Here is a 25,175-nt window from a genome sequence, read left to right on the forward strand (position 1 = left end):
CTCATTCTCTCTCACTGCAAATTCACCACAAACTCTTCGCCTGCTATCGAAACGCGATCGCCCTCTACCAGTTTCCGTCCGCGCCGGGTTTCCACTGCCCCGTTCACGCTAACTTCGCCAATCTGAATCAGCACCTTGGCTTCGCCGCCCGTGGGCACCGCCTGTACCCATTTCAGAAACTGATCGAGCCGGATGGTTTCGGGAGGAGGATTGTCCATAAGAAGAGAAAGTTAAAAAAAGTCAAGGGGGATATCCCTTTTGGATTTTAGATTGCCGATTTTGGCGGGAACCGTCGTTGAGGGGGATAGAAGCCCGAACACCGAGCAACCGGAATACCTAGCAACCGGAATACTTAGCAACCGGAATACTTAGCAACCGGAATACCTAGCAACCGGAATACTTAGCAACCGGAATACAGTGAAAAGCCCGCTACACCTGAGACACTACACCTGAGACTCTACGAGAGTCCCTCCCGTCATCATCGCTGATCCTCGTTTTACCGCACTCTCGGTTTCCTCGTTTTGCGCCGATGAATATCGACATCACCACTCCTGCAATCCTGTTTCCCACGATTTCACTGCTGCTGCTGGCCTACACCAACCGCTTTGTGGCGCTGGCCAGCATTATCCGCAACCTGCACGCCAGCCACCAGAGCAAGCCTGACCCGATGCTGCGGCAGGAAATCGCCAGTCTGCGCTACCGCATCAAGCTGATTCGCAATATGCAGGCGTGGGGGGCAGCGAGTTTGCTGTTCAGCGTGATTTGCATTCTGCTGCTGTTTCTGGGGTTTGAAACGGCGGGCCGGTGGATGTTTGCCGTCAGCCTGGTGATGATGCTGATCTCACTGGCGCTGTCGCTGCGGGAAATCCAGCTTTCGGTCGTCGCCCTCGATCTGCATCTGCGGGATGTAGAACAGGAGCGAGAACGAGGGCGATCGCCCGACTATTTCTAGGTGTGGATCAAACGTGACGGGTTCTGCAAGGTGATGGGGTGATGGAGTGTTGGAGTAATGCACGCCACTCCGTCACTCCATCACTCGCTCCGATAGACGGGCCGCTTGAATCGCAGTCCCACGCTACGGCGTAGTCGTCAGCACCTTATCTTCCGCCGAAACCGCTTCCGGGCTGTTGGCTTCCGACGGAGGAACCGCCTGCCAAAACTGGGGCAGATAGGTTGCCCAGTTGGCCAGGATGTGCTGGGCCTTGGCGCTGCCCGTGCGATCGGCGTGGGCTGCAATCAGGTCTTTCAACTGCTGTTCGCCGACGGGGCTGGTGACGCGCTGGATTTTGATAATCTCCGGGTTCACCTTGCTGGGGAAGCTGCCGTCTTCGTCCAGGAAGTAGGCCAGTCCGCCCGTCATGCCCGCGCCGACGTTGCGCCCGACCCTGCCCAGCACGACGATCACGCCACCCGTCATGTATTCGCAGCAGTGGTCGCCTGCGCCTTCGATGACGGCACGACCGAGGGAATTCCGCACCGCAAAGCGCTCGCCCGCCTGTCCGCTGGCAAACAGGGTGCCGCCTGTTGCCCCATAGAGGCAGGTATTGCCGACGATCACGTTGCTGGCCGGGTCGAAGCTGGCCGCCGCCGCCGGCTGGATGATAATCTCGCCGCCATGCATCCCCTTGCCCACGTAGTCGTTGGCTTCGCCTTCCAGCTTCAGCGTCATGCCGGGGAGGTTGAACGCGCCAAAGCTCTGGCCCACACTGCCCCGAAACTCCAGCGTCAGGTGTCCGGCAAAGCCCGTGTCGCCATACTGCCGGGCGATCGCCCCCGCCACTCGCGCCCCCACGCTGCGATCCGTGTTGACCACGCCGACAGACTTAGTGAGAGTGGTTTGATTTTGAATCGCCGCCTGGACTGCGGGATCGGACAGAATTTCGTCGTCCAGCACGGGGCCGTTGCTGTGAACCGTCTCGTGAACCAGCCAACTGCGGTCTTCGCGAGTATCGGGCAGATTAATTAGGCAGGACAGATCCAGCGCCTTGGTCTTGGTCAGCGCCACACCGTCGCGCACCTTCAGCAGGTCGGCGCGGCCGATGATCTCGTTGAGGGAGCGGTAGCCCAGCCGGGCCAGGAGCGATCGCGCTTCTTCGGCAATGAAATAGAAGAAGTTGACGACGTGTTCTGGCGTGCCGGGGAAGCGCTTCCGCAGTTCCTCTTTCTGGCTGGCCACGCCAACGGGACAGTTGTTGGTATGACAAATCCGCGCCATGATGCAGCCTTCGGCAATCATAGCGATGGAGCCAAAGCCAAACTCTTCGCCGCCCATCAGCGCTGCCATCACCACGTCCCAGCCCGTCTTGATGCCGCCATCGACGCGCAGCAGCACGCGATCGCGCAGTTTGTTTTCCATCAGCACGCGATGCACCTCAGTCAGCCCCAGTTCCCACGGGCTACCTGCGTGTTTGATAGAACTCAGCGGCGATGCGCCCGTGCCGCCGTCGTGGCCGGAGATTTGGATAATGTCGGCGTTCGCCTTGGCCACGCCCGCCGCCACCGTGCCAATGCCCACTTCCGACACCAGCTTCACCGACACCTGCGCCTGGGGATTGATCTGGTGCAGGTCGAAGATCAGTTGCTCTAGGTCTTCAATGGAATAGATGTCGTGGTGGGGCGGCGGCGAAATCAGCGTCACGCCGGGCTTCGAGCGGCGCAGCATGGCAATGTAGGGGCTGACCTTCGGCCCCGGAAGTTGGCCGCCTTCACCGGGCTTGGCCCCTTGCGCCATCTTGATTTCAAGCTGACGGGCGCTCATCAGATACTCGGGCGTAACCCCAAATCGGCCAGAGGCGATTTGCTTGATCGCAGAGGCGGCGCGATCGCCATTCTTCAGTCCCCGCAGGTGGGGCAGCGTGGGCGATAGCCCGTCGCCGTCTACATCGTCCAGCACCTTGTAGCGCACGGGATCTTCGCCGCCCTCACCAGAATTGGACTTGCCGCCGATGCGGTTCATGGCGATCGCCAGCGTTTCGTGCGCCTCCCGCGACAGCGCCCCCAGGGACATACCGCCCGTGCAGAAGCGCTTGACGATTTCAGAAACGGGTTCTACTTCGTCGAGCGGGATCGAAGGGCGATCGCTCTTAAAGTCCAGCAGATCGCGCAGCGCCGTCAGGGGCCGCTCTTCTAGATACTTCTGATACAGCTCGTAGTGGTCGTAGTTCTTAGACTCCACCGCCTTGTGCAGGTGCTTCGCCATTTCGGGGCTATTCATGTGATATTCGCCGCCGGGACGATATTGCACAAAGCCCATGTTTTCCAGCTTCTTGACCGATAGCTCTGGAAAGGCGCGACTGTGGAAGGACAGCACCTCGTTCGCCAAATCCGCCACACTCAGCCCGCCCAGCCGCGAGGCCGTGCCATAGAAGCCCAGGTGCAGCAGGTCGCCGCCAATGCCAATCGCCTCAAAAATCTGTGCCCCGTGATAGCTGGAGAGCAGGGAAATCCCCATCTTCGAGAGAATCTTCAGCAGGCCCGACTCGACCGACTTGCGGTAGTTCTGCTGCGCTTTTTCCACCGAAATCGCATCAATCTTGCCGCGCTCCATTAGGCTTTGGGTCTTGGGATCGGCGTGCCAGTGGCGCACCGTCTCAAACGCCAGGTAAGGGCATACGGCGCTGGCTCCATAGCCAATCAAACAGGCGAAGTGGTGGGTACTCCAGCACTGGGCCGTGTCCACAATCAGCGAGGCCCGCATCCGCAAGCCCTGGCGGATCAGGTGATGATGCACTGCGCCCACGGCCAGTAGCGGCGGGATATAGCTGGTGTTGGCGCTGAGGGTGGTGAGGGAACCGTTAGACGAGAGGCGATCGCTCAAAATCAGCACCGCCTTGCCCGACCGCACGGCTGCCGTTGCCTGCTGGCAGAGGTCATTCACCGCCTGTTGCAGCCCGTCGGGCCCAGCGGAAATGTTGAACAGGGTAGACAGACTGGCGGTTTCAAACTCCGAGTTGCGGATAAAGTCTAGCTCCGCGTTGTTCAGCACAGGCGACTTGAGGCTGAGCAGATGGGCGTATTCTGGCTTTTCATCCAGCAGGTTGCCGCGTGCGCCCAGTTCCATCGCCAGGGACATCACCAGCTTTTCGCGCAGCGGGTCGATGGGCGGGTTTGTCACCTGGGCAAAGCGCTGCTTGAAATAGTCGTAGAGCAGGTGCGGCTTTTCAGACAGCACTGCCAGGGGAATGTCGTCGCCCATGCAGAAGGTTGGCTCACTGCCCTTTTGCGCCATGTCCTGAATCACCATTTCCACATCTTCGGAGGTGTAGCCGAAAGCAGTCTGGTGGCGCAGCAGGGCAACGCTGTCCAGGTAGGATTCGGTGGTGAAAGGCTGTGGCTCCAGTTCCCGGCGATTTTGCTTAAGCCACTCGCCGTAGGGCTGGGCCTGGGCAACGCGCTGCTTAATGTCCCAGTTTTTCAGAATTTCGTGGGATTGCAGGTCAACGGCGATCGCCTGTCCAGGGCCCAGCCGTCCTTTTTCTACAATTTCTGCCTCTGGCAATTCCACTACCCCCGCTTCTGATGCCACGACGATATAGCCATCGCGGGTAATCGCATAGCGGGCGGGTCGCAAGCCGTTTCGATCCAGCGACGCGCCGACCTTCTTGCCATCACCAAACACCAGCAGCGCCGGGCCGTCCCACGGCTCTTGAATGCCGCTGTAGTATTCGTAAAAATCGACAATTTCAGGGTGATCGGCCAGATCCGGCTGGTTGTTGTAGGCCTCTGGAACCATCATCATCAGCGCCGCCAGCGGATCGCGCCCAGAGCGCACCAGCAGTTCCATCACGTTATCCAAGTTGGCGGAGTCGCTGTTTTCTGGGCGGACGGTGGGCTTCAGGTCTTCCAGGCGATCGCCCCAAATCGGATGACTGAGATCCGCCTCCCGCGCCATCATCCAGTTGATATTGCCCAGCAGCGTATTGATTTCGCCGTTGTGGGCCAGCAGGCGCATCGGCTGAGCCAGCGGCCACTTGGGCATAGTATTGGTGCTAAAGCGGCGATGGTAGGTAGCAAACGTACTGGTATAGAGCGGGTTTTGTAGATCCAGATAAAACTCGCCCAGCACAGCCGATCGCACCATGCCTTTGTAAACAACCGTGCGGTTCGAGAAAGAGCAGACGTAGAAGTCCTTAAGCGCCTCGGCATACTCGCCCTGATAATCCGCCAGCACGGACAGAATACGCTTGCGGGCCCAGTAAAGGTCGCGCTCCAAGTCGTCGCCAGAGTCGGCCGATTGCACCAGCACTTGCTCGATTTGCGGCTGGTTTTCTCGCGCCTGGACACCCAGCACGCTTGGCTGGACGGGCACTTTGCGCCAGCCGAGAATCTTCAATCCGCACTTCGTCCAAACTTTGGTGGCCAGGTCGCGGGCGATCGCCGCTGCCGCCTCAGACTGCGGCAAAAACACCATCCCCAGTCCAAAATTCTCCGCAGCAGGCAAGGGGACTCCTTCCGACTGACACCACTCGCCAATCAGCGCCCAGGGAATTGCCGTCATCAGCCCTGCACCATCGCCAGAATCGCGATCTGCGCTACAGCCCCCCCGATGCTCCATGCAAGACAGCGCCACCAGCGCCTTCTGCACCAGGTCATGGCTTGCTCTACCTTGAGAATCGGCGATAAACCCGACCCCACAAGCATCGCGCTCTTCCACCAGCCACCGCTGTCCCGCATAGCCCGTGGTTCCCTGCCCCATCCATTCGTTTTGGTTCACGCCCATTCCACCCATAGCAACTTTCAACGAAAAGACCTGTTCTGTAATAACCCTGAAATAACCCTAAACCAAACCCGATCTCCAAACTGCTTTAGGCTTTGGGGTGTTGAACTGGTGAGCGTTTCAACCCGCCCGCCCAAGCAACACTAACCTGCCTCTAGCTTCAGCAATCCCAGCCAGCGCCCATTTCCTCTATCCCACCTCAGACGGTTCGCGCTGCACTAACCCGTACAGGGGCAACTACCAAAGCCCTCCACCCAAACGATCGCAACCGCCTCCAGCTATTCCACTCTAGGATTGGATTTCTTTCTGGAGAGACGCATACGTAACACTATGCCCAGGTTTTGATCCAACTTTTGAGAGAGGGCACGCTGAGAAACTGGCGCAGTGTCAAATAAAGGGCGATCGCCAGCGACCCCCCTGCTGTTTCAGTTTGGAATATCTACCTATCAGGATAGAGTATGAATTCTAGGTGAAGCGATGCGGATTTTGCAACTGAAATCCCGCGTGCCTTTCAGAACTGCACATTAGAGGATGTTTGAAAAGTCCTACTGTTTGTAGCAAAGCGTGCAAGATCCCCCTAAATCCCCCTTAAAAAGGGGGACTTTAAGGCGATTTCCCCCCTTTTTAAGGGGGGCTAGGGGGGATCTCTGAGTGCTTAACATTACAGGCGATACCTTTTCAAACACCCTCTTAAACCAAGATCTCGCGATGCCTACATACGGCACGGCACTCGGTATGTCCCTTTTCACGGGTGCATAGATTTCAGAACTTCGATCGCGAGCCGCCCAAAGTCAAGAAGCACAAAGTCCAGAAATGCAACGCCCAGAAGCACAAAGTCTAGAAGCGCAAACCAACCCCGCCCTGCACTGAAATCGCGGCGTTGTTGCCTTCGTCGTAGCCATCAAAGGCAAAAATTGCGTTGCCAAAGAGAACCAAATTGCTGTTGGGCAATGCGTGGTCAATGCCTGGTTGCAGAACAAAGCTACTCTGGTTGCCGATGGGCGAAGTATCGTCACCACCGCCCAGCATGATAGACGCGCCCGCGCCCAAGTACAAATCTGTCTGCCAATTCAGCGGAATATCGTAGGAAACCGTTGGCACAAAGGCGCTGCGATCGCTCAATAGCAACTGTGCCCGAATGGAGAGAGGCACTCGCAGCAGCTTATAGCGGGCCGCAATCACCGCCCCCGAAGCCGAATCTTCGCCAAACGCATCGTCGCCTTCGGTTAATCCAAAGGAGCCGCCAATCCCCACGTAGCTGCCGTAAGCCGCCTGTGCCTGTGCTGGGGCGATTCGCGAGGCGATCCCGACGGAAATCGCCACCAGCGACAGCCCACCCGACAGGGCCACCCCCCCCAGCACGGCTCTGAACCGGGCAATTGATAGTGTATCGAGCGCTGCATGAAGCTGGCGAAAACTGCGGGAAAAGAAGGCGGCGCAACGGTTCATACCAATTTCCTCACACTACAAAGCGCTGGGCAATAGTTGGGCAGTAGTTTTCAAATCAGGTCGGGGGTTCGGAATTTGCAAACTTGGAATTTACAGCTTCAGGATTAGTCTCAAGAATCTATAGGGTAGCCCTGCAAGCTAGTAGAGCTACAAAAGTCCATACATAGCCAAACAGCAACCCAAAATTATCCCTGCTTCTTAAAAGTTAGCGCCTTGGGCACCTTTTATAAAGGCTACTGGGCATAGTTTCAGCACCCAAGCAAGTCGCCAGTGAAAAAAGTTTTTTGCGCCTTGAGGCTGCAACTTAAAAAAAACGGGGACAATTGAGCAAAAACTTGAGCCGCTAGGGTTGAAACAATTTTAAAAAAGGGGAATGGATTTCTGGAGAAAGATTCATCTAATAAGATTTAACTACCAAACATTAGCTCATCTTTGAGCAAGAGATCCAGTTTTTTTGAAAAAATCTGCAACTTCTGCGCTAAAAGTTGGGTGTTATTCCAGCTTTCAGTCTGTGCAAATTTTCCGCAGCCCTCAATTCTCCACCTGATCCGCTCTAGCACCCCGCATCTCAATCCAGTGCAACTCTTCTAAATCAAAATGGGAACCCTAGCACCAACACCCTTGCAACTTGCCCAAAGCCCATGAAACCATTCACCTTACCCACCCCTTTCCCGACTCCGATCCCTGTCTCTGCCCAATGGCTCTTGGCGATCGCCGCTGCGGCCTCTGTTCTAGGAGTGGCTATGCCCGCTGGACTGGCTCAGGAGCGCCAGGGTTGTTTCATGATCACCCAAACGGGTCGGCTCATCGACCTATCTGATATTTGCCCCTCTGCTCAGCCCTTTACGCCCCCAGCCCAAGCCAGTTCTACACCAACCCTCGGCACCGGCGATATTCAGGTCACGCTGCGGTGGACGACGACTGACGACCTAGATTTGGCAGTCCGCGACCCATCGGGCAACATAGTTGCGTACTACAACCGCAGTGTGCCTTCTGGCGGCCAGCTCGACGTAGACGCAAACGCAGGCTGTGGAGAGCAAAACACCAGCCCCATTGAAAATATTTTCTGGCCGTCGGGCGGGGCACCCCAGGGGCAGTTTTCTATTGAAGTGAATCTGTTCACTCGCTGCCCTGGCGGGGGCGGTGGCAGCATCCCCTTTAACCTGACGCTGCTCGTCCAAGGCACAACCCGCACAATCGAAGGCTCCGTCAGCGATCAGCAGCCCGTTGCAAACTTCCCCTTCTCGCTGCCCATGCAGGCCGCACAGCGCTAGTCCTTGAAAGCAGAACCCTGCGGGTCGCTAAACCGATGAAGTTCAGCCAAATCCGAAGTTTCTGCATTATCTTTAATAGATATCAGCAGAAATAGATATCAGCAGATGAGTTGTGTTAGGGCGGGTTAATCAAGCTTGTCTGGTCAGGTTTATGGGTTGGTGAATTAGCATCTTGAAATTGGCATTGTGGACGAGTCGTAGAGGATTGTAGGTTTTTTGGGGGCTGATATGCGCCGAACTGCTCTGGTTATGGTTTTAGGAACGCTTGCATTGTGGCTAGGAAGCTGTAGGAGTGCGCCGGAAGAGCCTGCGGCGACAGCGCCCGCAGACCCCAACGCGCCTGCGGAACCCGGAGCCGTCGTAGATCCAAATGCCCCCGCAGACCCTAATGCAGCAGCCGATCCAAACGCAATGCCTGCTGATCCGGCTGCGGTTCCGGCGGCTCCTGCCACTGCCCCAACCACGGCAACTGCTCCCTCTCCTGGACTGCCTGCGGGCACGCTGCCCCCCGAACTCATCGCTTCTACCAATCCCCAAGCGCGTGTTCAAGAAGTGCAGCGCAATCGCCCCGATCCCTTTGCCCAGGTTACGGTTACGCCAGTGGTGGTTGAGTCCCCAAATCGAAATGGGGCAACGACTCGTCCCTTTGTTACACCTGCGGGACAGGGTGTGCGAGTGCCGCCGCTGGCAACGGGGCGTGTTCCGTCTCTGCCTGGTGGTCAAGCGGGTACGGGGGGGACGGGTACAGGAATCGGGGCAGCGGGGACAGGCACGCCTTCGGGAACCGGGCAACTGGCCCCAATTCCCAACCTGACGGGGCAAACGTTGAACCGCCCGGCCCAGCGCCCGGCCCCGCCGCCGCCGCCTCAGCCAACCATGGCCCGCGCGGTTAAGGTGATGGGGGTCATTCAGATAGGCAACACAGCCCACGCAATTGTGCAGGCTCCCAACGAACCGACTAGCCGCTATGTCCGAGTGGGGCAGCGGTTGTCGAATGGTGAGGTGTTGGTAAAGCGAATCGAGATGAATCGTGGCTCTGAGGAACCTGTGGTGGTGTTAGAGCAGTATGGCATAGAGGTGCCGATTGCTGTGGGGCAGGGTGGGCCGCCGCCTGTGCCGGGTGCGTAGCTGGGGTCTAAGTTGCTTGCAGGAGCGCTACCGATTTCAGGGTTCTGTGTGCAGCGTTTGACTTGCTAGCTTTAGTTACTTATTTTTGCGTAGCTTTTGCGCGTAGCTTTTGCATCGTTATTTGCAACTTGGCGTGTGCAGAGAGTTCAGTTCAATGCACACGCCTGCTTTTTCTCTAAAGGAGATCGTCATGACTGCAACTGCATCCACCGCAAATCATGCGCCCTTCGGCTTTGCGCCTGTGCCAACGCAGGATGCTGATTTTTTACGGCAGCTTTCGTTTGTGCCGGGGTTAAAGGAACTCCTGACGGTGCGCCAGGTTCATGCACTGGAACATGCAACGGTGTGGGTGCTGAGTGAAATGGCGGGTGGGTTGGTAGACGGCGGCATGGGCGATCGCCTCGGGGGTATGTCTACTGAAACGGGCTTCTACATTTACGGCGCGGTGGACACCGAGCAACTGCGGCGAGCAGCCCAGACGGCGCTGCATCGAATGGTGGGGGGCGAGTGGGATTTGGCAGTGCATCCCCGCTGCGGCACGAATCTATCGGTCGGCATCTTGCTGACGGCGGGGCTGCTGATGGGTGCTCAACTGGTGCTGCCCAAAGATCCGCTGGGGCAGATTTTGGGACTGGGGCTGGCGGCAACGGCGGCGGCGAGCATTGCGCCGGATGCAGGGCAAATCGCCCAGCGCTACCTGACGACAGCAATTCCGTTTAACCTGGCGATTCTATCGGTGGAAAACCAGGGCGATCGCTGGGGACAGCCAACCCATTTTGTGCGCGTGACCTGGGTAGATTAGGACAGTAGAGCAAACAGGTTGTACTGGCAGCTTGCATTGGCAGCTTGCATTGGCAGCTTGTATTGGGAAGCGGTATTGGGAGGCTGCATTGGGAATGAAGGGGCGATCGCCGGGTATTCTGGACTAGGCTCACACGGTTTTATTCTGAACCCAACTATCCCAGGATTCGCCATGCTCACGACTGCTCGTCCGCTCCAGCTTGATTACGTCCGCGCCCAGTTTCCAGCTTTGGCAGGAGAGTGGGTGTTTTTTGACAATGCGGGCGGTTCCCAAACCCTGAAGCGGGTTGCGGATCGCATCAGCGATTACCTGCTGACGACCAATGTGCAGCTTGGCGCATCCTACAACGTGTCGCAGCAATCGACTGCACGGGTTGCCGAAGCAGCCCAAGCCGCCGCGATGCTAATCAACGCCGCCGAGCCGGGCGAAGTGGTAATGGGCGGTTCCACCACGCTGCTGCTGCGGATCTTGTCGTTGTGCCTGGGGCAGACCTTTCGCCCCGGTGATGAGATCATCGTCACAAATTGCGACCATGAATCTAACATTGGCTGCTGGCTAGACTTGCGGAAGCAGGGCATCATCGTCAAGTTTTGGAACCTGAATCCAGAAACGCTCCAGCTTGATCTGGACACACTGGCACAGCTAATGACCCCACGCACTCGGCTGGTGGCGCTGACCCATGTTTCCAATATCCTAGGCACTATTAACCCAATTCGCCAAATTGCCGACTTGGTGCATGAGCGCGGCGCGATGATCTGTGTGGATGGCGTGGCCTATGCGCCCCATCGCCGGGTGGATGTGCAGGCGCTGGACGTGGATTTTTACGTATTCAGCTTCTACAAAGTTTATGGGCCGCACTACGCGCTGCTGTATGGCAAGCGGGAACACCTGCTGACTATGCCGGGAATCAATCACTACTTCATCGGCCAGGAAACGATTCCCTACAAGTTTCAGCCTGGAAATGTGAATTTTGAACTGAGCTATGGCGCGGCGGGTGTTGTGGATTATCTGAGCGATCTGGCTGTGCAGCATGGCAGCGATCGCCCCGCCAGTGACCTTTCCGGCCGCCTCAGCGAGGCCTTCGACCGCATAGCCGAGCATGAGGAGCAACTGAGCGATCGCCTCCTCAGCTATCTCCACAGCCAGCCCCGCGTGAAACTCTGGGGCGACCCCACCGCAGACCGCGATCGCCGCGTGCCCACCATTGCCTTTACGGTCGGTCAACTCAACAGCGCCACGATTCCGCCGCAGATCGATCGGCATCACATCGGCATCCGCTATGGAGATTTCTATGCTCGACGGCTGATCGAAGACCTAGGACTGGCGCAGCAAAACGGCGTGGTGCGCGTCAGCATGGTGCATTACAACACCCTGGAAGAGTGCGATCGCCTGATTGCTGCCATTGATCCGATCATTGGCAGCTAGAGAAGCATAATGGGGTGGCAGAGTGATACAGTGTTGAACCAAAAGCAACCTTAACCCTCCACTCCCCGCATGTCTCCCGGAACCCGCCTGGAACGATACACCCTCAAGCGCCCCAGCGAAGTTCTGCTGGTCACTGCCCGCACAGCCGACGGAGACGAGCAAGTCGCCATTTTTCGCGGCTTCTCCAGTTCACTAACGCGCCCCACGGCCTACGATCCTGACGTTCCCGTGCTGCCGCCAGATGCAGAGATTCTCAGCATCGATCGCCTCCAGGGGCCCTATGACCCGGCAAATCCGGTCTATCTTCAGCAAGGGCTAAGCTGGGGCGAAATGCAGGAATTGCTGATCAATCTGGGGCTATAGTCTGGGATTAAAACCGGGGCTATAGTCTGGGGTTAAAACGGGGGCTAGAACGGGGGCAAAAACTTTCTCTCCCTGTGGCGAAACTTCTACAGCAGGAGCCGCGTCACTAGATTCACAAGCTTTCACTCAGGGATTGCAAACCGCCTGAACCGGGCGCAGTGTGGTCAACTCAGTGGCGATCGCCCTTTCTTTGCAAGGCAAGCTGCGGAGATTGACCCCTGGCTTTTGCGTGCGATCGCGCTAGCACGCAGACCAAACAATCTCGCTGCTCGTTAAAAATCCGAGCAAATTTCTGCGGATCTGCGGAAGTCCCCAGTGGAAAAGTTTGATAATTTTGCCGAATTTTCGGCCCATCTACCGAACTCAGGATTACGCTTTTAGGCACGCTCTTATGAATCAGGGAAAACGCCACACCTTGAACATCCACATCGAGAGAGAGTATGGAACGTCCACACTGGTTGTCCCTCACCGCCCTGACTGCCCTGAGCCTGGGCATGGGTGGGTTAAACGAACAGGCGATCGCCACCACCTTCAACAACACCCAGGTTGACCAAAGCCGCTTTGTGGTGCTGGGCAGCGCAGGTGGCAGTCGCATCACCATTTTGGAACAGGTCAGCAATGCCCGCGCCTGCTGGCAAGAATCGAGCAATGGCACCGTTGATGCCCTGATGACCCGGTTTGACTTTACCGGCATTTGCGCCCGCGCCACCGACCGCAACGGCTACTCGGTGCGCGTTGGCGGACAGGATCTGGGTCTGCAATACACCCTCCGCACTGTGACTCAGGGCAACCAAATCATCCTCTACGCCCAGCCCAGCAGCGGCAGCGGCACATTGGAAATTGGTCGATCTCGCAGCGCTGCCAGCGGCTTCAACCGAATTCAGCTCAACCCCGGCTGGTATCTTAGCCGCCGCACGTTCAATGGGCAGCCTCTAGGGCACCTGTACCTGACCAATGACCTGTCGCTGGCAGCGCTGACCAGTGCCTCGCGCCCGATCGCCACGAACCCTGCACCCGTTACGCCGCGTCCCACAACACCCGCACCCTCCCCTGCGCCAATCGTGGTCACGCCCGCACCTCAGCCGTCTCGACCCGTTGGCTCTGCCCCAGTTGAGATTCCCGTGCCGCCTCCGGCCTCTGGCGTTGTGGTGACTCGACCCACACCCGCACCTGCCCCCAGCACCGGGTCGCCCACCATTGTGAACGGCATTCCTCTGCCGCCGCCGCCGCCATCGGTCAGCGCACCCGAATCGGTGGCGGTGCTACCTGTGCCGTCGCTGCCGCCTATGCCACTAGGACAAACCCCGCCCGGTCAGGTCGGTTCTGCCCGTCCTCCTGTGTTTACTGGAGCGCCTCAGCCCGCGTCGCCATTGGCCTCTTCGCTAGGCTTTAGCTTCCGGGTGGTGGTGAATGGCAGTTCTCCCGACGTGCAAACTCGCGTGCGCTCTATTGTGCCCGATGCATTCCGCACAGTGATTAATGGGCAGGTTGTGATGCAAGCGGGTCTATTCCGCGATCGCGCCACGGCTGATCAAATGCTGCAACGACTCAGCAGCGCAAACTTGCAGGCGGCCGTGGTGCCAGTCAATTAGCGACAACGCTAACGGTGTTTGGAGTGGTGGAGTGATAGGGTGGGAGAAAAAAAGAAAAGAGAAAAAAGAAAAAGGAAGAGGTTTTGTTTTCGTTCTTCGTTTTTCGTTCCTCGTTCTTCCTTTTCCGTCTCTCCCCAACACCCCAACACTCCTAACCCCTTATGTCTCACCTTACGCCTGAAGAACTCGCCGAATGGCAGCGCTTGCTAGATGCGGCGAACTACAACAATATTTTTTGCCACTGCCGCCAGTGCGATCGCGAATGGGTTGCTTCCACAGAAGCCCCTTGCACCTGCGGCAGTATTCGCGTGGAATATATTGCCTGCTGGCAATTTCCAGATGATTAGCGCCTGCTGGCAATTTCCAGATGATTAGCGCCTGCTGGCAATTTCCAGATGATTAGCGCCTGCTGGCAATTTCCAGATGACTAGCGCCTGCTGGAATCTCAAATCGCCAATCATAAAATCCAAAATCGCCAAAATCCAAAATCGCCAGAACTGCGATCGCCCTGTCGCCTTAACCCAAGGATCGCCATTTCTTAACGTAAATCCCCACTATAGGATTATCAATTCTTAACGCTCGGCCGCTACGCTACCTGTGTTGAAGAAGACATTTCTTACACCCTTTGGGAGAGCAAGCATTATGGTGGCAAGCGGAATTCGGTTAAACCGCTTTGTGAAGGTTTTGGGGGCGATCGCCGCAACAGTGGCAGCGGTGAGCGTACCCGTTGCTGTGTTTTCACAAACAAATCGCCTGATCAAAATTGACGGTTCTAGCACGGTGTTCCCGATCACCGAAGCCATGGCCGAAGAGTTTATGAAAATTAATCGGGATGTCAACGTTACCGTTGGGATCTCTGGCACAGGCGGCGGCTTTAGCAAGTTCTGCGCGGGTGAAACGGACATTTCCAACGCTTCTCGCCCGATCCGTCAATCTGAGATTGAGAAGTGCCGCGCAGCAGGCATCAACTACATCGAACTGCCGGTCGCTTATGACGCGCTAACGGTTGTGGTCAACCCCCGCAACACCTGGACGACCAGCCTGACCACTGCCGAACTGAAGAAAATCTGGGAACCGGGCAGCACCATCAACAACTGGAGCCAGGTTCGCAGCGGCTTCCCCAATGTCCGCATGAACCTGTACGGCCCTGGAACTGACTCTGGAACCTTCGACTACTTCACCGAGGCTATCAACGGCAAGGCAGGAGACAGCCGCAGCGACTACACCGCCAGCGAAGATGACAACGTGCTGGTGCAGGGTGTGGTTCAAGACCAGGGTGCAATGGGCTATTTCGGTTTTGCGTACTACGAAGAGAACCGGAACCGCCTCAAGTCGGTTGCTATCGACAACGGCAACGGTCGCCCTGTCGCACCGAGCCGCGAGACTGTAGAAAACAATACCTACACACCGCTGTCTCGCCCCGTCTTCATCTACGTGAGCGATCGCGCTGCCCAGCGCCCTGAAGTTCGCCAGTTTGTGTCCTTCTACCTGAGCAGCCCTCAGCTTGTGGACGAGGTTGGCTACGTTCGTCTGCCCAGCGAGGGCTACACGCTGGCTCGCCAACTGCTGGAGCGCAACGAATTCGGCACCCGTTTTGCTAATCGGGAAACCGTAGGAATCAGCATCCAAGACCTCCTGCGTCTCGAAGCTCAGCGATAGAAGCGCCTGACGGTTTGCTTTCAACGCTTTGCTGATTGGTTAGTCTCTGGTCTCCTTGGAGCAGTTTCTTTGAGTCTGTTCCAGGGAGACTCTCTGTCGATGATAGACAAGCAGTGATAGACAGATGGGCAACTGTCGCAATTAGGCGGGCGATCGCCCCCTCAAATTTCTCTCTTCGCGCCCTTTTCTCTACACGCTTTTTCGCAAGCCCTTCAGTATTTATCCCGGTCTCTTCAAGCCAATCATTCTTTCATCATGGGACGGTCAACTCCGCGTCTGCCAGCCGCTACACTCCAAGTTCACAAGTCTTCTTCGCCGTGGCAGATGTTCTGGCGGCCGATGCTGGTGGCCTCTGTCGCGCTCCATGCACTTGTGCTGGGGCTGCCCATTGCCTCTGAGCCAGAGCCAGAAGCAACGGAAGAAGTTGCAGAGGAGCCACCTGTTTCGCTAGCTAGCCTAAGACCCGTTCCTAAAGTAGCTCCTCCTCCACAGCCCACACCAACGGCAACTCCCCCCCGTCCCAAGGTTCAGCCCGCACGCCCAACTCCAGTGCCGCGCCCTAGTCCGAATCCGGTTCCCAGGGTTGCACCATCCCCATCTCCGGTCGCATCCCCCAGCGTAGAGCCAACGCCCCAGGCTTCGCCCACCCCAGAACCCGAAGCTTCCCCAGCAGCAGAACCAACTCCGATCTCGGAGGAAGTGCCCCTAACCCCAGAAGCCACAGCCGCTCTCCCAGCAGAACTAACGGCAGAGGAGCAAGAGCTTCAGGATTTGTGGGGTCAGTTTCAAGGAAATTTGGCGGGGGTTGCAGCGAGTGAGACGGCGGGGTTAAACATTCCGTACTACAAGTTTCCTCAGCCAGAGCTGTTTTTTACGGCTGAAAGTATTGCTGCGGCTGAAGCTGATCCCTCCCTCGCCGCAGCGTCTTTGCCGATGATTGACAATATTTTGTGGGCTTCACGCCGTCGGCCTGACGAGGTACTGGCAGAGGTGCAGCAGATGTTTGAGGGATTTACCTTCACCCCAGAGGGAGAATATGGTGGCGGGGATCTCTACAAAATGGAGAAGGAAGGCACCATTCGTTATATCAACTTAGTGCGGGCGAGCGATCGCTCTGCAACCTTCGTGGTGATTTGGAAACAAAACCCCAATCAACCTGCAAGCTAGCTCAACGTGAATTGGTGAGAGCGTGAATTGGTGAGAGACAGTTTTGGGCGATCGCCCCCTGAGGACGAATCGAGCTAGCTTTATCGAAGTTTTATAAAGAGTTGAAAAATCGGCTAAGACGCGCCAAATCTGGGTGAAACCTCGCAAAAGGGCTGTCATTCTGGGTGAGAACGCAAGCAGTCCGAAAAAATACTGAACTTTCCTGAATTTTGATGGAAAAGGACGAAGGAGTTCAAAGATTTCTGAAGCCATAGAATTAACTGACTTCAGAAAATTTGCCCTCTATAGTCCGCATACTTTAGCTTACTTACGCTGGCTCAATTGCCGAACTGTTCTGGTTCTAAAAGACGGTATGGCAGACAGGAGCCTTCCTGTATATAGGTGCATACATCCACATACATACCACACCCATACATTAGCCACGCATACCCTACATAACCTAAGGTAGAGGACGGGCGCATCCCGGTTATGCAACTTTGCCCTCATCTCCCAGCCCCTTCTCCCATAAAGGGAGAAGGGGAGCCGGATTAGAAGTCCCTCTCCCGCTTTGGGAGAGGGATTTAGGGTGAAGGTTACAAAAGTGGGATATACCCGTAGAGGACTCATTCACGGAATTCTTTCACCGAATCAGTCCTGGCGCATTCCAAAGGCTGGTAGGCGAAATATCCGCCAGCCAAGTGCGCCTAACTCCAAATATCCTCAACTTCAAGCTATTAGTGTAGAGATTGTGAAGCTATCAGAAAGCTATCAGAAATAGATAGAGTGGTGCTGTAGTCTGTAGTAGGATATCGAAACAGAATATCTATCAAAATAAGATATCGTGAGGTGTCGCTTCATTCGCATTGCGCCACATCAGCAAATCGGAAATTAGCAATAAAAAACCCCTAGACATAAAGCCCAGAGGTTTGGAGTTCCTGAAAATCGTCACTTGATTAAATAATCTCAAGCCTCCATAAATTCCGCAAGGGGGTTTAACCCTCTCTTGTTCCTAAGTTCATCAAAAGCTAAAGGAACTTTGTAAGCACTTTCCGGAATTTACTTAGCAGCACTCTCCGGAATTTACTTAGCCACTAGCTCTGGAAGCAGGGAGTCGCTGACGAAACCATTGCGTTCGTCGATGGGGATGTAGGGCATGTTGTGGTCGCCTGTATAGATCTGGGTAGGACGGAAGATGCGGTTGGCTTCGAGTTGCTCCTTCCAGTGGGCCAGCCAGCCAGCTACACGGGCGATCGCAAACACGGGCGTAAACAGGTCTGTCGGAATCCCCAACTTGCGGTATACCAGCCCAGAGTAAAAGTCCACATTGGGATAAATTCCCTTGTGACCCAGCTTTTCTTCGACCGCCTTTTCCATGGCGATCGCAATGTCGTAATAGTGATCGCGCCCAAACTTCTCAAACAGTTGCTCTGCCAGGTTTTGCAGAATGATGGCGCGGGGGTCTTTCACCTTATACACCCGATGCCCAAAGCCCATAATCTTGGACTTGCGCTCTAGGCAGGTCTCCAGGTACGGCTGCACGTTTTCCACGGAGCCGATTTCCTCCAGCATTAAAATCACTTCTTCGTTCGCGCCACCGTGCAGCGGCCCGGCAAGCGTCCCCACGGCCGACGCGACCACCGCATAGGGATCGGTCAGCGTTGAAGCCGTCACCATTGCCGAAAAGGTCGATGCGTTGATGGTGTGTTCTGCATGGAGCGTCAGGCAGACATCGAAAATCTGCGCCGCTAGCGGGTCAGGTTCCTGCTCCGTCAGCATGTAGAGAAAGTTGGCGGCATAGTCCAGATCGTCGCGGGGCTGAATAGGGTCGTTTCCCTTTCGCATCAGTTGAAACGCCGCGACCATTGTGGGAATTTTGGCCAGCAGCCGCACCACCGCTGCCCGGATGTAGGCCGGGTCTTCGAGTGCCCGCCGGGAATAGAACAGCCCCAGCGCTGCGGCACAGGCTTGGAGCGCGTCCATCGGGTGACCGCTCTCTGGGAAGCACTTCATCATGTCGCGGATGCGGTACTTCAGCCGTCGATGCGTTTGCACCTCGTGCTTAAAGTCTGCCAATTCTTCACGGGTGGGCAACACGCCCCAAATCAGCAGATAGGAGGTTTCTAGAAACGTGCTGTGTTTCGCCAGTTCCTCAATGTGAATGCCCCGATACTCCAGAATGCCATTCTGACCATCGACAAAGCTAATGCTGGATTGGGTGGCGGGCACCCCGTCCAAACCAGGTCTGTATTCGCAAGCCGTCATAATTTCACCGTGCGCCCGACTATGAATGTGTTGCTTGCTATTCTACGACCCAGTTTGGGGCAGTTTTGTTTGTTCTAAGCTATGTCTTAAGTCTTTAGGATTTTCAAAGGCGGCGACTCGATTTGAACCGTCCGTCGCTATCTCCGGAGTCGAACCTTAGGCTGTGCCTGCTATTGCGGCGATCGCTGCGATAGGTTTGGCGGAGCAATGGGCAGTTCAGCCGCAATGTTGCTTAATCCAACGGAGTTCAGCAAATTTTGCCATTGGGTCACGATCGCCCCATCGGTGGGCTGGCGATAGGGGTCTGTGAGGCTGGCGATCGCCTCGTACCAGATGCCAGAGCGGGCATAGAGCGCGGGCAAATCGGCAGGGCTGGTCGTGGCGATCGCTGCGGCCAGTTCCGCAGAGGGCTGCACACGCTGAATCCAGCTATCCACCACCAGGTTGCCCGACGGGTCGTTGGGGTCGCAAACCAGGGCAAAGCTCCAGTGATAATCGCGCCCGATTTCCAGAGGAGCCATGTTCGCTTCGGCAGGCAGGCTGATGCGGAGAATGCCAGACTGATTGCCCGTGCTAAAGCTGGTGCGATAGATTTCGGTGTCCTGGTCGTCGGTCAGGATTAGCTCGGCTGCGGCGGCTTTTTCAGCATAGGCAGCCGGAACGTAGACGAAAAAGGTGGGATATTCGCTGAGGGTATAGCCCAGGTTTTGTGCTGGAACGATGGCTGTGAGGCGGTTCTGTCCACCGGAAACTGTGCTTGTCCAACAGCCGCGAGTGCCGCCGCCTTCGCGCCGTCCGGGCAGGCCGCGGTTGGGGGGAACGTAGTCCTGCGCCAGCGCTGTGATGGGGACACTGCCGAGGGTGATGCCGAGGGCGATCGCCGCTAGAAGGGCTTGGGCGAGGGGTTTGCAAGCCGACTGCCCTACAGCAGAGAGAGACAAGCGTTTGGAGGGAAGGTGAATCATAGCGAGGATAGGGTGACGATAGAAGTCCGAGGCGAGAGAGGGAGGTCTAGAGATGGCCGTACTGGTGCTGTACTGATGCTGTATTGATGGCTCTACTGAGGAACGAGGCAAGCGATGCTGTCAGCACTTATTACTCTTATTACTCCCAAATCCATTGATACACACTCAACTGCTAACCTCCAACGCTCCTCCAAATAGATTCACGATGGATAGGGGCCAGTCCGCAGTGAGCAGCACCTAAATATCCGCTGCTTACGATTTTTATGCCAAATCTCGATCAATCGCGATGATTGATGCAGGGATTGATCCGGGCATTGATGCAGGCGCTTGACAGCGGAGAGATCAGGATGTGGGGTATGATCCGGCAGTTGTCGCGGCTGCTAATGGATTATCAATGCGCTTATAGCAGTGATCAATGCGCTTATAGCAGTGATCACTGCGCTTATAAATGACAACTGAGCCGGGACAATCAGCGGTATATTATTCGATCAGAATCAATATTCCAAAGGGCACGTTACACCAGGAGCGGATATGAGCTTAGCCAATACACCCCAGGCGCTACATCCAGCAGCCCAAACGAGCCAGTGGCGGCTGCGTCCGGGCTATCTGAGCGAAGGAGATTCGGATTTTGAATCAGTGCATGTGCTGATTGGGCAGTTTTTGGCCGATCGCCATTCGCCTGACCCCCTACCCGATGACTCCCTCTTGACCGAAAACACCGAATTTCGATGGGGAGCGCAGAAACCCCTGGAAAAGGTGATTGCTTCCCAGGCAGAGCTAGATTTTTTGCTGCGACATCCGGCGCTGTTTCGCAGTGCGATCGCCATTATTGAACCCTGGGAACACGTCGGACGAAACCCCCTTGGAGAAGAGGTGCGGGCTTCTCTCAACGTGGCCTACATCGCCCAAAAGATTGCCGATTGCGATTCCATCTTGTTCCCCATGTGGTCGTCGGGGCTGCTCGACCTGGATGTGGTGGTGCCGCTGATCACCGCTGGGCTGGCCGTCGTGGTAGAAGGCGGCGATCCGTCGGTTCGGGATGCCTCTACGTTTGATGGGGCCCAGTGTTCCCTGGAAGACCTGCATCGGTTGGTTGAACGGCTGCTGATCTCGCGATCGCCCACCAGTGCGCTGGCGCTGTTCATCTGTCTGGGGCATCAATTGGCGGCGCAGGCGCATATTAACCTGATTAAACAAGCCGTCCGGGAGGTGCTAAGTCTGGACTCGCTGCCCCGCGATCCGGATGGCAAAATGCTAAAGGCTTTGCGGCGGGTGTGCCAGCGCATCGAAGCGGTCGGCAGTTCGCTCAAGATTACCAAGCGCAATGGCCATGTGATTGCCGAGGGCTGGGATCATCCAGAGTTTGCGGTGGGGCCGAACGAACACAAGGAAGTGGGCGATCGCCAGCTTCATCACTACCAATCCCCCGATGGCGACGCGCAGGGCATTCCCGAAGAGCTAATCACTGCCCATGAAATCACCGCTGACCAGTACGAAGGCGTGATTGATACCGCCATTGAGTATGAGCGCGAAATCAACATCGCCATGTTTCACTCGGACGAGGTGAACGAAGAAGCCATCCTGTTTGCGAACTGGGCCTACCGACTGCTGCACGATGCCATGATTCCCTACCGCTCGATGATTGCGGGGAGCCGTCTGGCGTGGCTGCTGAAGCTGCCGGATGCGGTGGAGATCCTATGTTCCACGACGATCGGCGAGGAAGTCGTCACCGAGTGTTCTGCAACATGCATCATCTATCGAGATTTTGAAAGCAAGCAGGTGCGCCGCTCGTTCACCTGCCAGTTTCACCCAGAGCTTCTATCGGATTTGCGGGCCGTGGGGCATTCTGCGCCGCCCAGCTATGCACGGCTGAAGGCCGACGATGGCGCACGGCTGTTTGCCCGCCTGCTGTACGAAGGGATGCAGGAATAGACGACAGCCAGACTGCTTAAGCCTGAATGCTTAAGCCTAAATGCGCGTGACTTGCGGCCGGTGCGGAGGGTGCTGGCCGCTAGCCTTGCTCTGGAAGGACTGGAAGGCTAGGAGTTGTCGGGAACCGCTTGGGCAGTAGCACATATCCCCAACCCACCAGGCGACGCAGAAATCCAGAGAGGCTCTGGGGACGGGCGATCGCCCACGCATTTAGCCCCAGGCAGAGGCCGCCCAGCCCCGTCAGCACAAAGGTCGGCAGCATCACTACGCCCACCACAAACCAGGTAAGGATGTGCAAAAGCATGAGGACGGCGTAAAGGCTCGCAGCGCTAGTAATCCAGCGAATGGTTGAACGGGGGCGATTGCAGCCGACAAAGATTAAGGTTTGCAGCGTTGCCAGCAGGTTTGCCGGAACCAGCACCGCGCAGATGGCGAGGCAGTATGTACGCGAAAAGTCGCCCATTGCCCCAAAGGTGGCGAGGTCAGACGGGGCGATCGCCGAGTGCATTGCAGCGGAATGAACCATGCCCAGAGGCATTGCGCCCAGGTCAGATGCGGGGGCAAGCAGCGAAGCACCCGATAGCACGGCTGAGAATAGGTCGATGGCAGACATTATCTAAAACCAGGAAATCCCAAATACAAGAGGGGCGTTTGCAACGGGTTTCCGTAGAAGAATCGCCGCTAGCAGCACCTACCCTTTGAGGCCAGGTTACCCGATCTAACAAGGCGATGAGCCAATACTCACAAATTTGTAAACATCTGAGACATTTAAGTGACATTTAAGCTAAGTCACCAAGCCAGCCATCAAGCCAGCGCCAGGGCCCCTTTTAGCTCAAAAATTTTCTCGATCACTTCCGCCACGATGCGATCGGGCGTGGAGGCTCCGGAGGTGATGCCGACGGTGATCGGGCCATCGGGCAGCCAGTTTTCGGTGACGGTCAGGTCGCGGTGCAGCGGCTTGTGTTCGACGCGGTTGCCAGGGCCGATGCGATCGCCACTGTCGATGTGGTAGGACGGAATGCTGCGATCGATGGCGATTTCTTGCAGGTGCGTCGTGTTGGAGGAGTTGTAGCCGCCGACGACCACCATCAAGTCCAAGGGCGCGTCCACCAAGTCATACATGGCATCCTGCCGTTCCTGCGTCGCGTCGCAGATGGTGTTGAAGGCGAGGAAGTGCTGATTCAGTTGGTCGGGGCCGTATTTCTGCATCATGGTGCGTTCAAACAGCTTGCCGATTTGCTCCGTTTCGCCCTTGAGCATGGTGGTCTGGTTGGCGATGCCGACGCACTCTAGGTCGCGGTCAGGGTCAAAGCCGTCGGAATGGGCGTTTTTGAACTTGGCGAGAAATTCTTGGCGATCGCCCCCTCGCAAAATATAGTCCGCTACGTACTGCGCCTGCTCCAGATTCAGCACAATCAGGTACGTCCCAGCAAAGGAACTGGTGGCGATCGTCTCTTCGTGGTTGTATTTGCCGTGGATGATGGAAGTGTAGTCATTTTTTTTGTGCTTTTCCACCGAGTTCCACACCTTCGACACCCAGGGACAGGTCGTGTCTACGATCGTGCAGCCCTTGTCGTTGAGCAACTGCATTTCCTGGACGCTTGCGCCAAAGGCCGGCAAAATTACCACGTCGCCCGACTCAATGCCGGAGAAATCCTTCTGTCCTTCCTGCACCGGGATAAACTGCACCTGCATGTCTCGCAAGCGCTGGTTTACAGACGGGTTGTGGATGATTTCGTTGGTAATCCAGATGCGTTCGGTGGGGAAGTGCTGCCGCGTTTCGTAGGCCATGGCCACCGCCCGCTCTACGCCCCAGCAAAAGCCGAAGGCCTGGGCCAGCCGAATCGTCACGTCGCCCCGCGTGAGGGTATAGCCGTTGTCGCGGATCTGCTGAATCAGGTCACTCTGATATTCCGACTGCATCTGCCCGGAGACTTCTGCGTCGTGGCCGAAGCCCTTGCGGTGATAGTTTTCGGAGTTGTTGAGCGATCGCTTGAATGCTTTGGTATCCATACCCGCTGGCGTGCTGCTTGCTGGTGTAAAAGATTTGAACGTGCGTTGAGAACGTACTTTTAACCCTAACAGACAACCCGCCCCTTCCAGCGGCATTCCTGCTGAATTCTAACCACTGAATGCACCACTGCTGTTTCAGCCACGGTTTAACGTTGTTTTTTTAGGGTCTGGCGCACGGTTTCATCCGAAATTGACTCCACTACTTGCAGTTCAACCAAGCGGTCGGCTAACAACTGCATTGTCCACTCAGCCCGCCCATCGGGTGCATCTGAGCAAGCGGTCGCAATCAGCAGGGCTTCTGCTTTGGCATCGAGCTTACGAGGTTTGGGAGGATGGGGGCGATCCTTGAGAGCTTCCTCCAATGTGGCTGAGTGGACAAACTTCTCACGGGTTCGCTCGACCGTTGAAAGATTCACCCCTAAGTTGTCCGCGACTTCTCGGTCGGTTTTACCCTGATTCACCTGCAATAGAATACGCGCACGGGTGAGTTTGCGGGCTGAATGTTTTCCAGTTCTCAAAAGGGTTTCCAACGCTTGAATTTCAGCGTCGCTTAGATCGACAATGTAACGCTTCTGACTCATAATTATCCCCAGTGTTTGAGAGCTGATTCATAAAGTCTCTAAGCCGCCAGGCGTTCGAGCATCACACGAATCATGGCTCCATAAATCATGGCTTCGCTCATCTCACAATACAACTCCTAGTCTTTGCTCAAGCGTCGATAGCGATTCCACCAGCCAAAAGTTCGCTCCACAATCCAGCGTTTAGGCAGAACCTCAAAGGTTTGAGCCGTTCGTTTGATGACCTCAACTCGGACGTGTTCTCCACAAGCCTGTTTGACCGCCTCGGCAAACTTCTTGCCACTATACCCCTGGTCTACCCACACGACCTCTAGCTTGGAGAGCTTATCGCTTGCTTCATCGAGCGTAACCAATGCCCCAAGCCGTTCTGAGGCATTGGCTTCGGTCACCACCACCCCAATCAAAAGCCCTTGAGAGTCTACGACCAGGTGGCGCTTACGTCCCTTAACCTTTTTGCCACCGTCAAAGCCGCAGCCCCTCCCCTTTTTTCGGCGGTCTTGATCGATTGGGAATCGGCAATCGCCACGCTGGAATCGCTGTCTCTGCCCATGCTCTGTCGTAAGGTGTCTCGCAGTTGGTCATGAATCTGTTGCCAAACCCCTTTGCGATGCCATTTACGAAAGTAGAAGTAGACCGTTCCATAAGGCGGAAAGTCATGGGGCAGCATTTCCCACTGGCAGCCACTGCGTTGCACGTAGAAGATAGCATTGAGAATCTCTCGAAAGTCCACTTCTCGAGGACGACCGAAGCCCTTACCCGTTGGCAGCAGCGGTTGCAAGACTGCCCATTCTGTATCACTCATGTCGCTGGGATAGGCTTTGCGCTTGGGATTAGCGATTTCGGGTAGGCGACTCATAGACCGGCTCTAGAG

At 56.3% G+C, this 25,175-nt stretch carries 19 protein-coding genes and 1 pseudogene; 11 read left to right on the top strand and 9 right to left on the bottom strand.

Annotation, left to right across the window (positions count from 1 at the left end; all coding sequences use genetic code 11):
* Positions 1 to 11: 11 nt before the first annotated feature.
* Positions 12 to 218: an RNA-binding S4 domain-containing protein gene (locus tag HNI00_RS19670; protein ID WP_172354643.1), complete on the bottom strand. Its 207-nt coding sequence runs from the start codon at positions 216 to 218 to the stop codon at positions 12 to 14.
* Positions 219 to 529: 311 nt separating this feature from the next.
* Here HNI00_RS19670 and HNI00_RS19675 point away from each other — a divergent pair, with 311 nt between their 5' ends.
* Positions 530 to 952 carry a DUF2721 domain-containing protein gene (locus HNI00_RS19675; protein WP_172354645.1) on the top strand — a complete coding sequence of 141 codons (423 nt, stop codon included), beginning with the start codon at positions 530 to 532 and terminating at the stop codon, positions 950 to 952.
* A gap of 123 nt (positions 953 to 1,075) precedes the next feature.
* Here HNI00_RS19675 and gltB read toward each other — a convergent pair whose 3' ends face one another.
* Entirely contained in the window at positions 1,076 to 5,719 is a 4,644-nt protein-coding gene (gene gltB / locus HNI00_RS19680; protein WP_420156402.1) for a glutamate synthase large subunit, read from the bottom strand.
* 834 nt (positions 5,720 to 6,553) lie between these two features.
* Positions 6,554 to 7,165: a hypothetical protein gene (locus HNI00_RS19685; protein ID WP_316788720.1), complete on the bottom strand. Its 612-nt coding sequence runs from the start codon at positions 7,163 to 7,165 to the stop codon at positions 6,554 to 6,556.
* Positions 7,166 to 7,806: 641 nt separating this feature from the next.
* Here HNI00_RS19685 and HNI00_RS19690 point away from each other — a divergent pair.
* The 9 genes from HNI00_RS19690 to HNI00_RS19730 all read left to right on the top strand — a co-directional run bounded on the left by HNI00_RS19690 (position 7,807) and on the right by HNI00_RS19730 (position 16,575).
* The gene (locus HNI00_RS19690) at positions 7,807 to 8,439 is read left to right on the top strand and encodes a hypothetical protein (RefSeq protein ID WP_316788722.1); all 633 of its coding nucleotides are present in this window, start codon (positions 7,807 to 7,809) and stop codon (positions 8,437 to 8,439) included.
* Positions 8,440 to 8,688: 249 nt separating this feature from the next.
* Complete coding sequence (locus HNI00_RS19695) at positions 8,689 to 9,567, top strand: hypothetical protein (RefSeq protein WP_316788724.1); 879 nt, start codon at positions 8,689 to 8,691, stop codon at positions 9,565 to 9,567.
* 190 nt (positions 9,568 to 9,757) lie between these two features.
* A complete protein-coding gene (locus tag HNI00_RS19700; RefSeq protein WP_316788726.1) occupies positions 9,758 to 10,369 on the top strand; it encodes a DUF6391 domain-containing protein in 612 nt (203 codons plus the stop codon).
* Positions 10,370 to 10,540: 171 nt separating this feature from the next.
* The gene (locus tag HNI00_RS19705; protein WP_316788729.1) at positions 10,541 to 11,794 is read left to right on the top strand and encodes a cysteine desulfurase-like protein; all 1,254 of its coding nucleotides are present in this window, start codon (positions 10,541 to 10,543) and stop codon (positions 11,792 to 11,794) included.
* A gap of 69 nt (positions 11,795 to 11,863) precedes the next feature.
* Positions 11,864 to 12,157 (top strand): DUF7734 family protein, encoded by a 294-nt coding sequence (locus HNI00_RS19710; RefSeq protein WP_316788731.1) that lies wholly within the window; start codon positions 11,864 to 11,866, stop codon positions 12,155 to 12,157.
* 440 nt (positions 12,158 to 12,597) lie between these two features.
* Complete coding sequence (locus HNI00_RS19715) at positions 12,598 to 13,749, top strand: DUF3747 domain-containing protein (protein ID WP_316788733.1); 1,152 nt, start codon at positions 12,598 to 12,600, stop codon at positions 13,747 to 13,749.
* A gap of 161 nt (positions 13,750 to 13,910) precedes the next feature.
* Positions 13,911 to 14,096 carry a hypothetical protein gene (locus HNI00_RS19720; protein ID WP_316788735.1) on the top strand — a complete coding sequence of 62 codons (186 nt, stop codon included), beginning with the start codon at positions 13,911 to 13,913 and terminating at the stop codon, positions 14,094 to 14,096.
* Between the two features lie 295 nt (positions 14,097 to 14,391).
* Positions 14,392 to 15,408, top strand: coding sequence for a PstS family phosphate ABC transporter substrate-binding protein (locus HNI00_RS19725; protein ID WP_316788737.1), 1,017 nt, complete (start codon positions 14,392 to 14,394; stop codon positions 15,406 to 15,408).
* Between the two features lie 255 nt (positions 15,409 to 15,663).
* Positions 15,664 to 16,575: a hypothetical protein gene (locus HNI00_RS19730; RefSeq protein WP_316788739.1), complete on the top strand. Its 912-nt coding sequence runs from the start codon at positions 15,664 to 15,666 to the stop codon at positions 16,573 to 16,575.
* A 1,059-nt stretch (positions 16,576 to 17,634) separates the two neighbouring features.
* Here the strand turns inward: HNI00_RS19730 and HNI00_RS19735 are convergent.
* Complete coding sequence (locus HNI00_RS19735; RefSeq protein ID WP_277772570.1) at positions 17,635 to 18,816, bottom strand: citrate synthase; 1,182 nt, start codon at positions 18,814 to 18,816, stop codon at positions 17,635 to 17,637.
* Between the two features lie 170 nt (positions 18,817 to 18,986).
* Complete coding sequence (locus HNI00_RS19740; protein ID WP_316788742.1) at positions 18,987 to 19,781, bottom strand: DUF928 domain-containing protein; 795 nt, start codon at positions 19,779 to 19,781, stop codon at positions 18,987 to 18,989.
* A 531-nt stretch (positions 19,782 to 20,312) separates the two neighbouring features.
* Between HNI00_RS19740 and HNI00_RS19745 the strand changes: the two genes are divergently transcribed.
* A complete protein-coding gene (locus HNI00_RS19745; RefSeq protein ID WP_316788744.1) occupies positions 20,313 to 21,713 on the top strand; it encodes a type 1 glutamine amidotransferase family protein in 1,401 nt (466 codons plus the stop codon).
* Positions 21,714 to 21,792: 79 nt separating this feature from the next.
* Here the strand turns inward: HNI00_RS19745 and HNI00_RS19750 are convergent, their stop codons facing one another.
* From HNI00_RS19750 to HNI00_RS19765, 4 genes and pseudogenes are all read right to left on the bottom strand, one after another.
* Positions 21,793 to 22,326: a hypothetical protein gene (locus tag HNI00_RS19750; protein WP_316788746.1), complete on the bottom strand. Its 534-nt coding sequence runs from the start codon at positions 22,324 to 22,326 to the stop codon at positions 21,793 to 21,795.
* Positions 22,327 to 22,517: 191 nt separating this feature from the next.
* A complete protein-coding gene (locus HNI00_RS19755; RefSeq protein WP_316788749.1) occupies positions 22,518 to 23,726 on the bottom strand; it encodes a 4-hydroxy-3-methylbut-2-enyl diphosphate reductase in 1,209 nt (402 codons plus the stop codon).
* A 146-nt stretch (positions 23,727 to 23,872) separates the two neighbouring features.
* A complete protein-coding gene (locus HNI00_RS19760; protein WP_420156228.1) occupies positions 23,873 to 24,307 on the bottom strand; it encodes a helix-turn-helix domain-containing protein in 435 nt (144 codons plus the stop codon).
* A 38-nt stretch (positions 24,308 to 24,345) separates the two neighbouring features.
* Positions 24,346 to 25,160: pseudogene (locus HNI00_RS19765) on the bottom strand (IS5 family transposase).
* Positions 25,161 to 25,175 lie beyond the last annotated feature (15 nt).

This window comes from Thermoleptolyngbya oregonensis NK1-22 (genome assembly GCF_032705245.1).
Classification (GTDB): Bacteria; Cyanobacteriota; Cyanobacteriia; order Elainellales; family Elainellaceae; genus Thermoleptolyngbya; species Thermoleptolyngbya sichuanensis.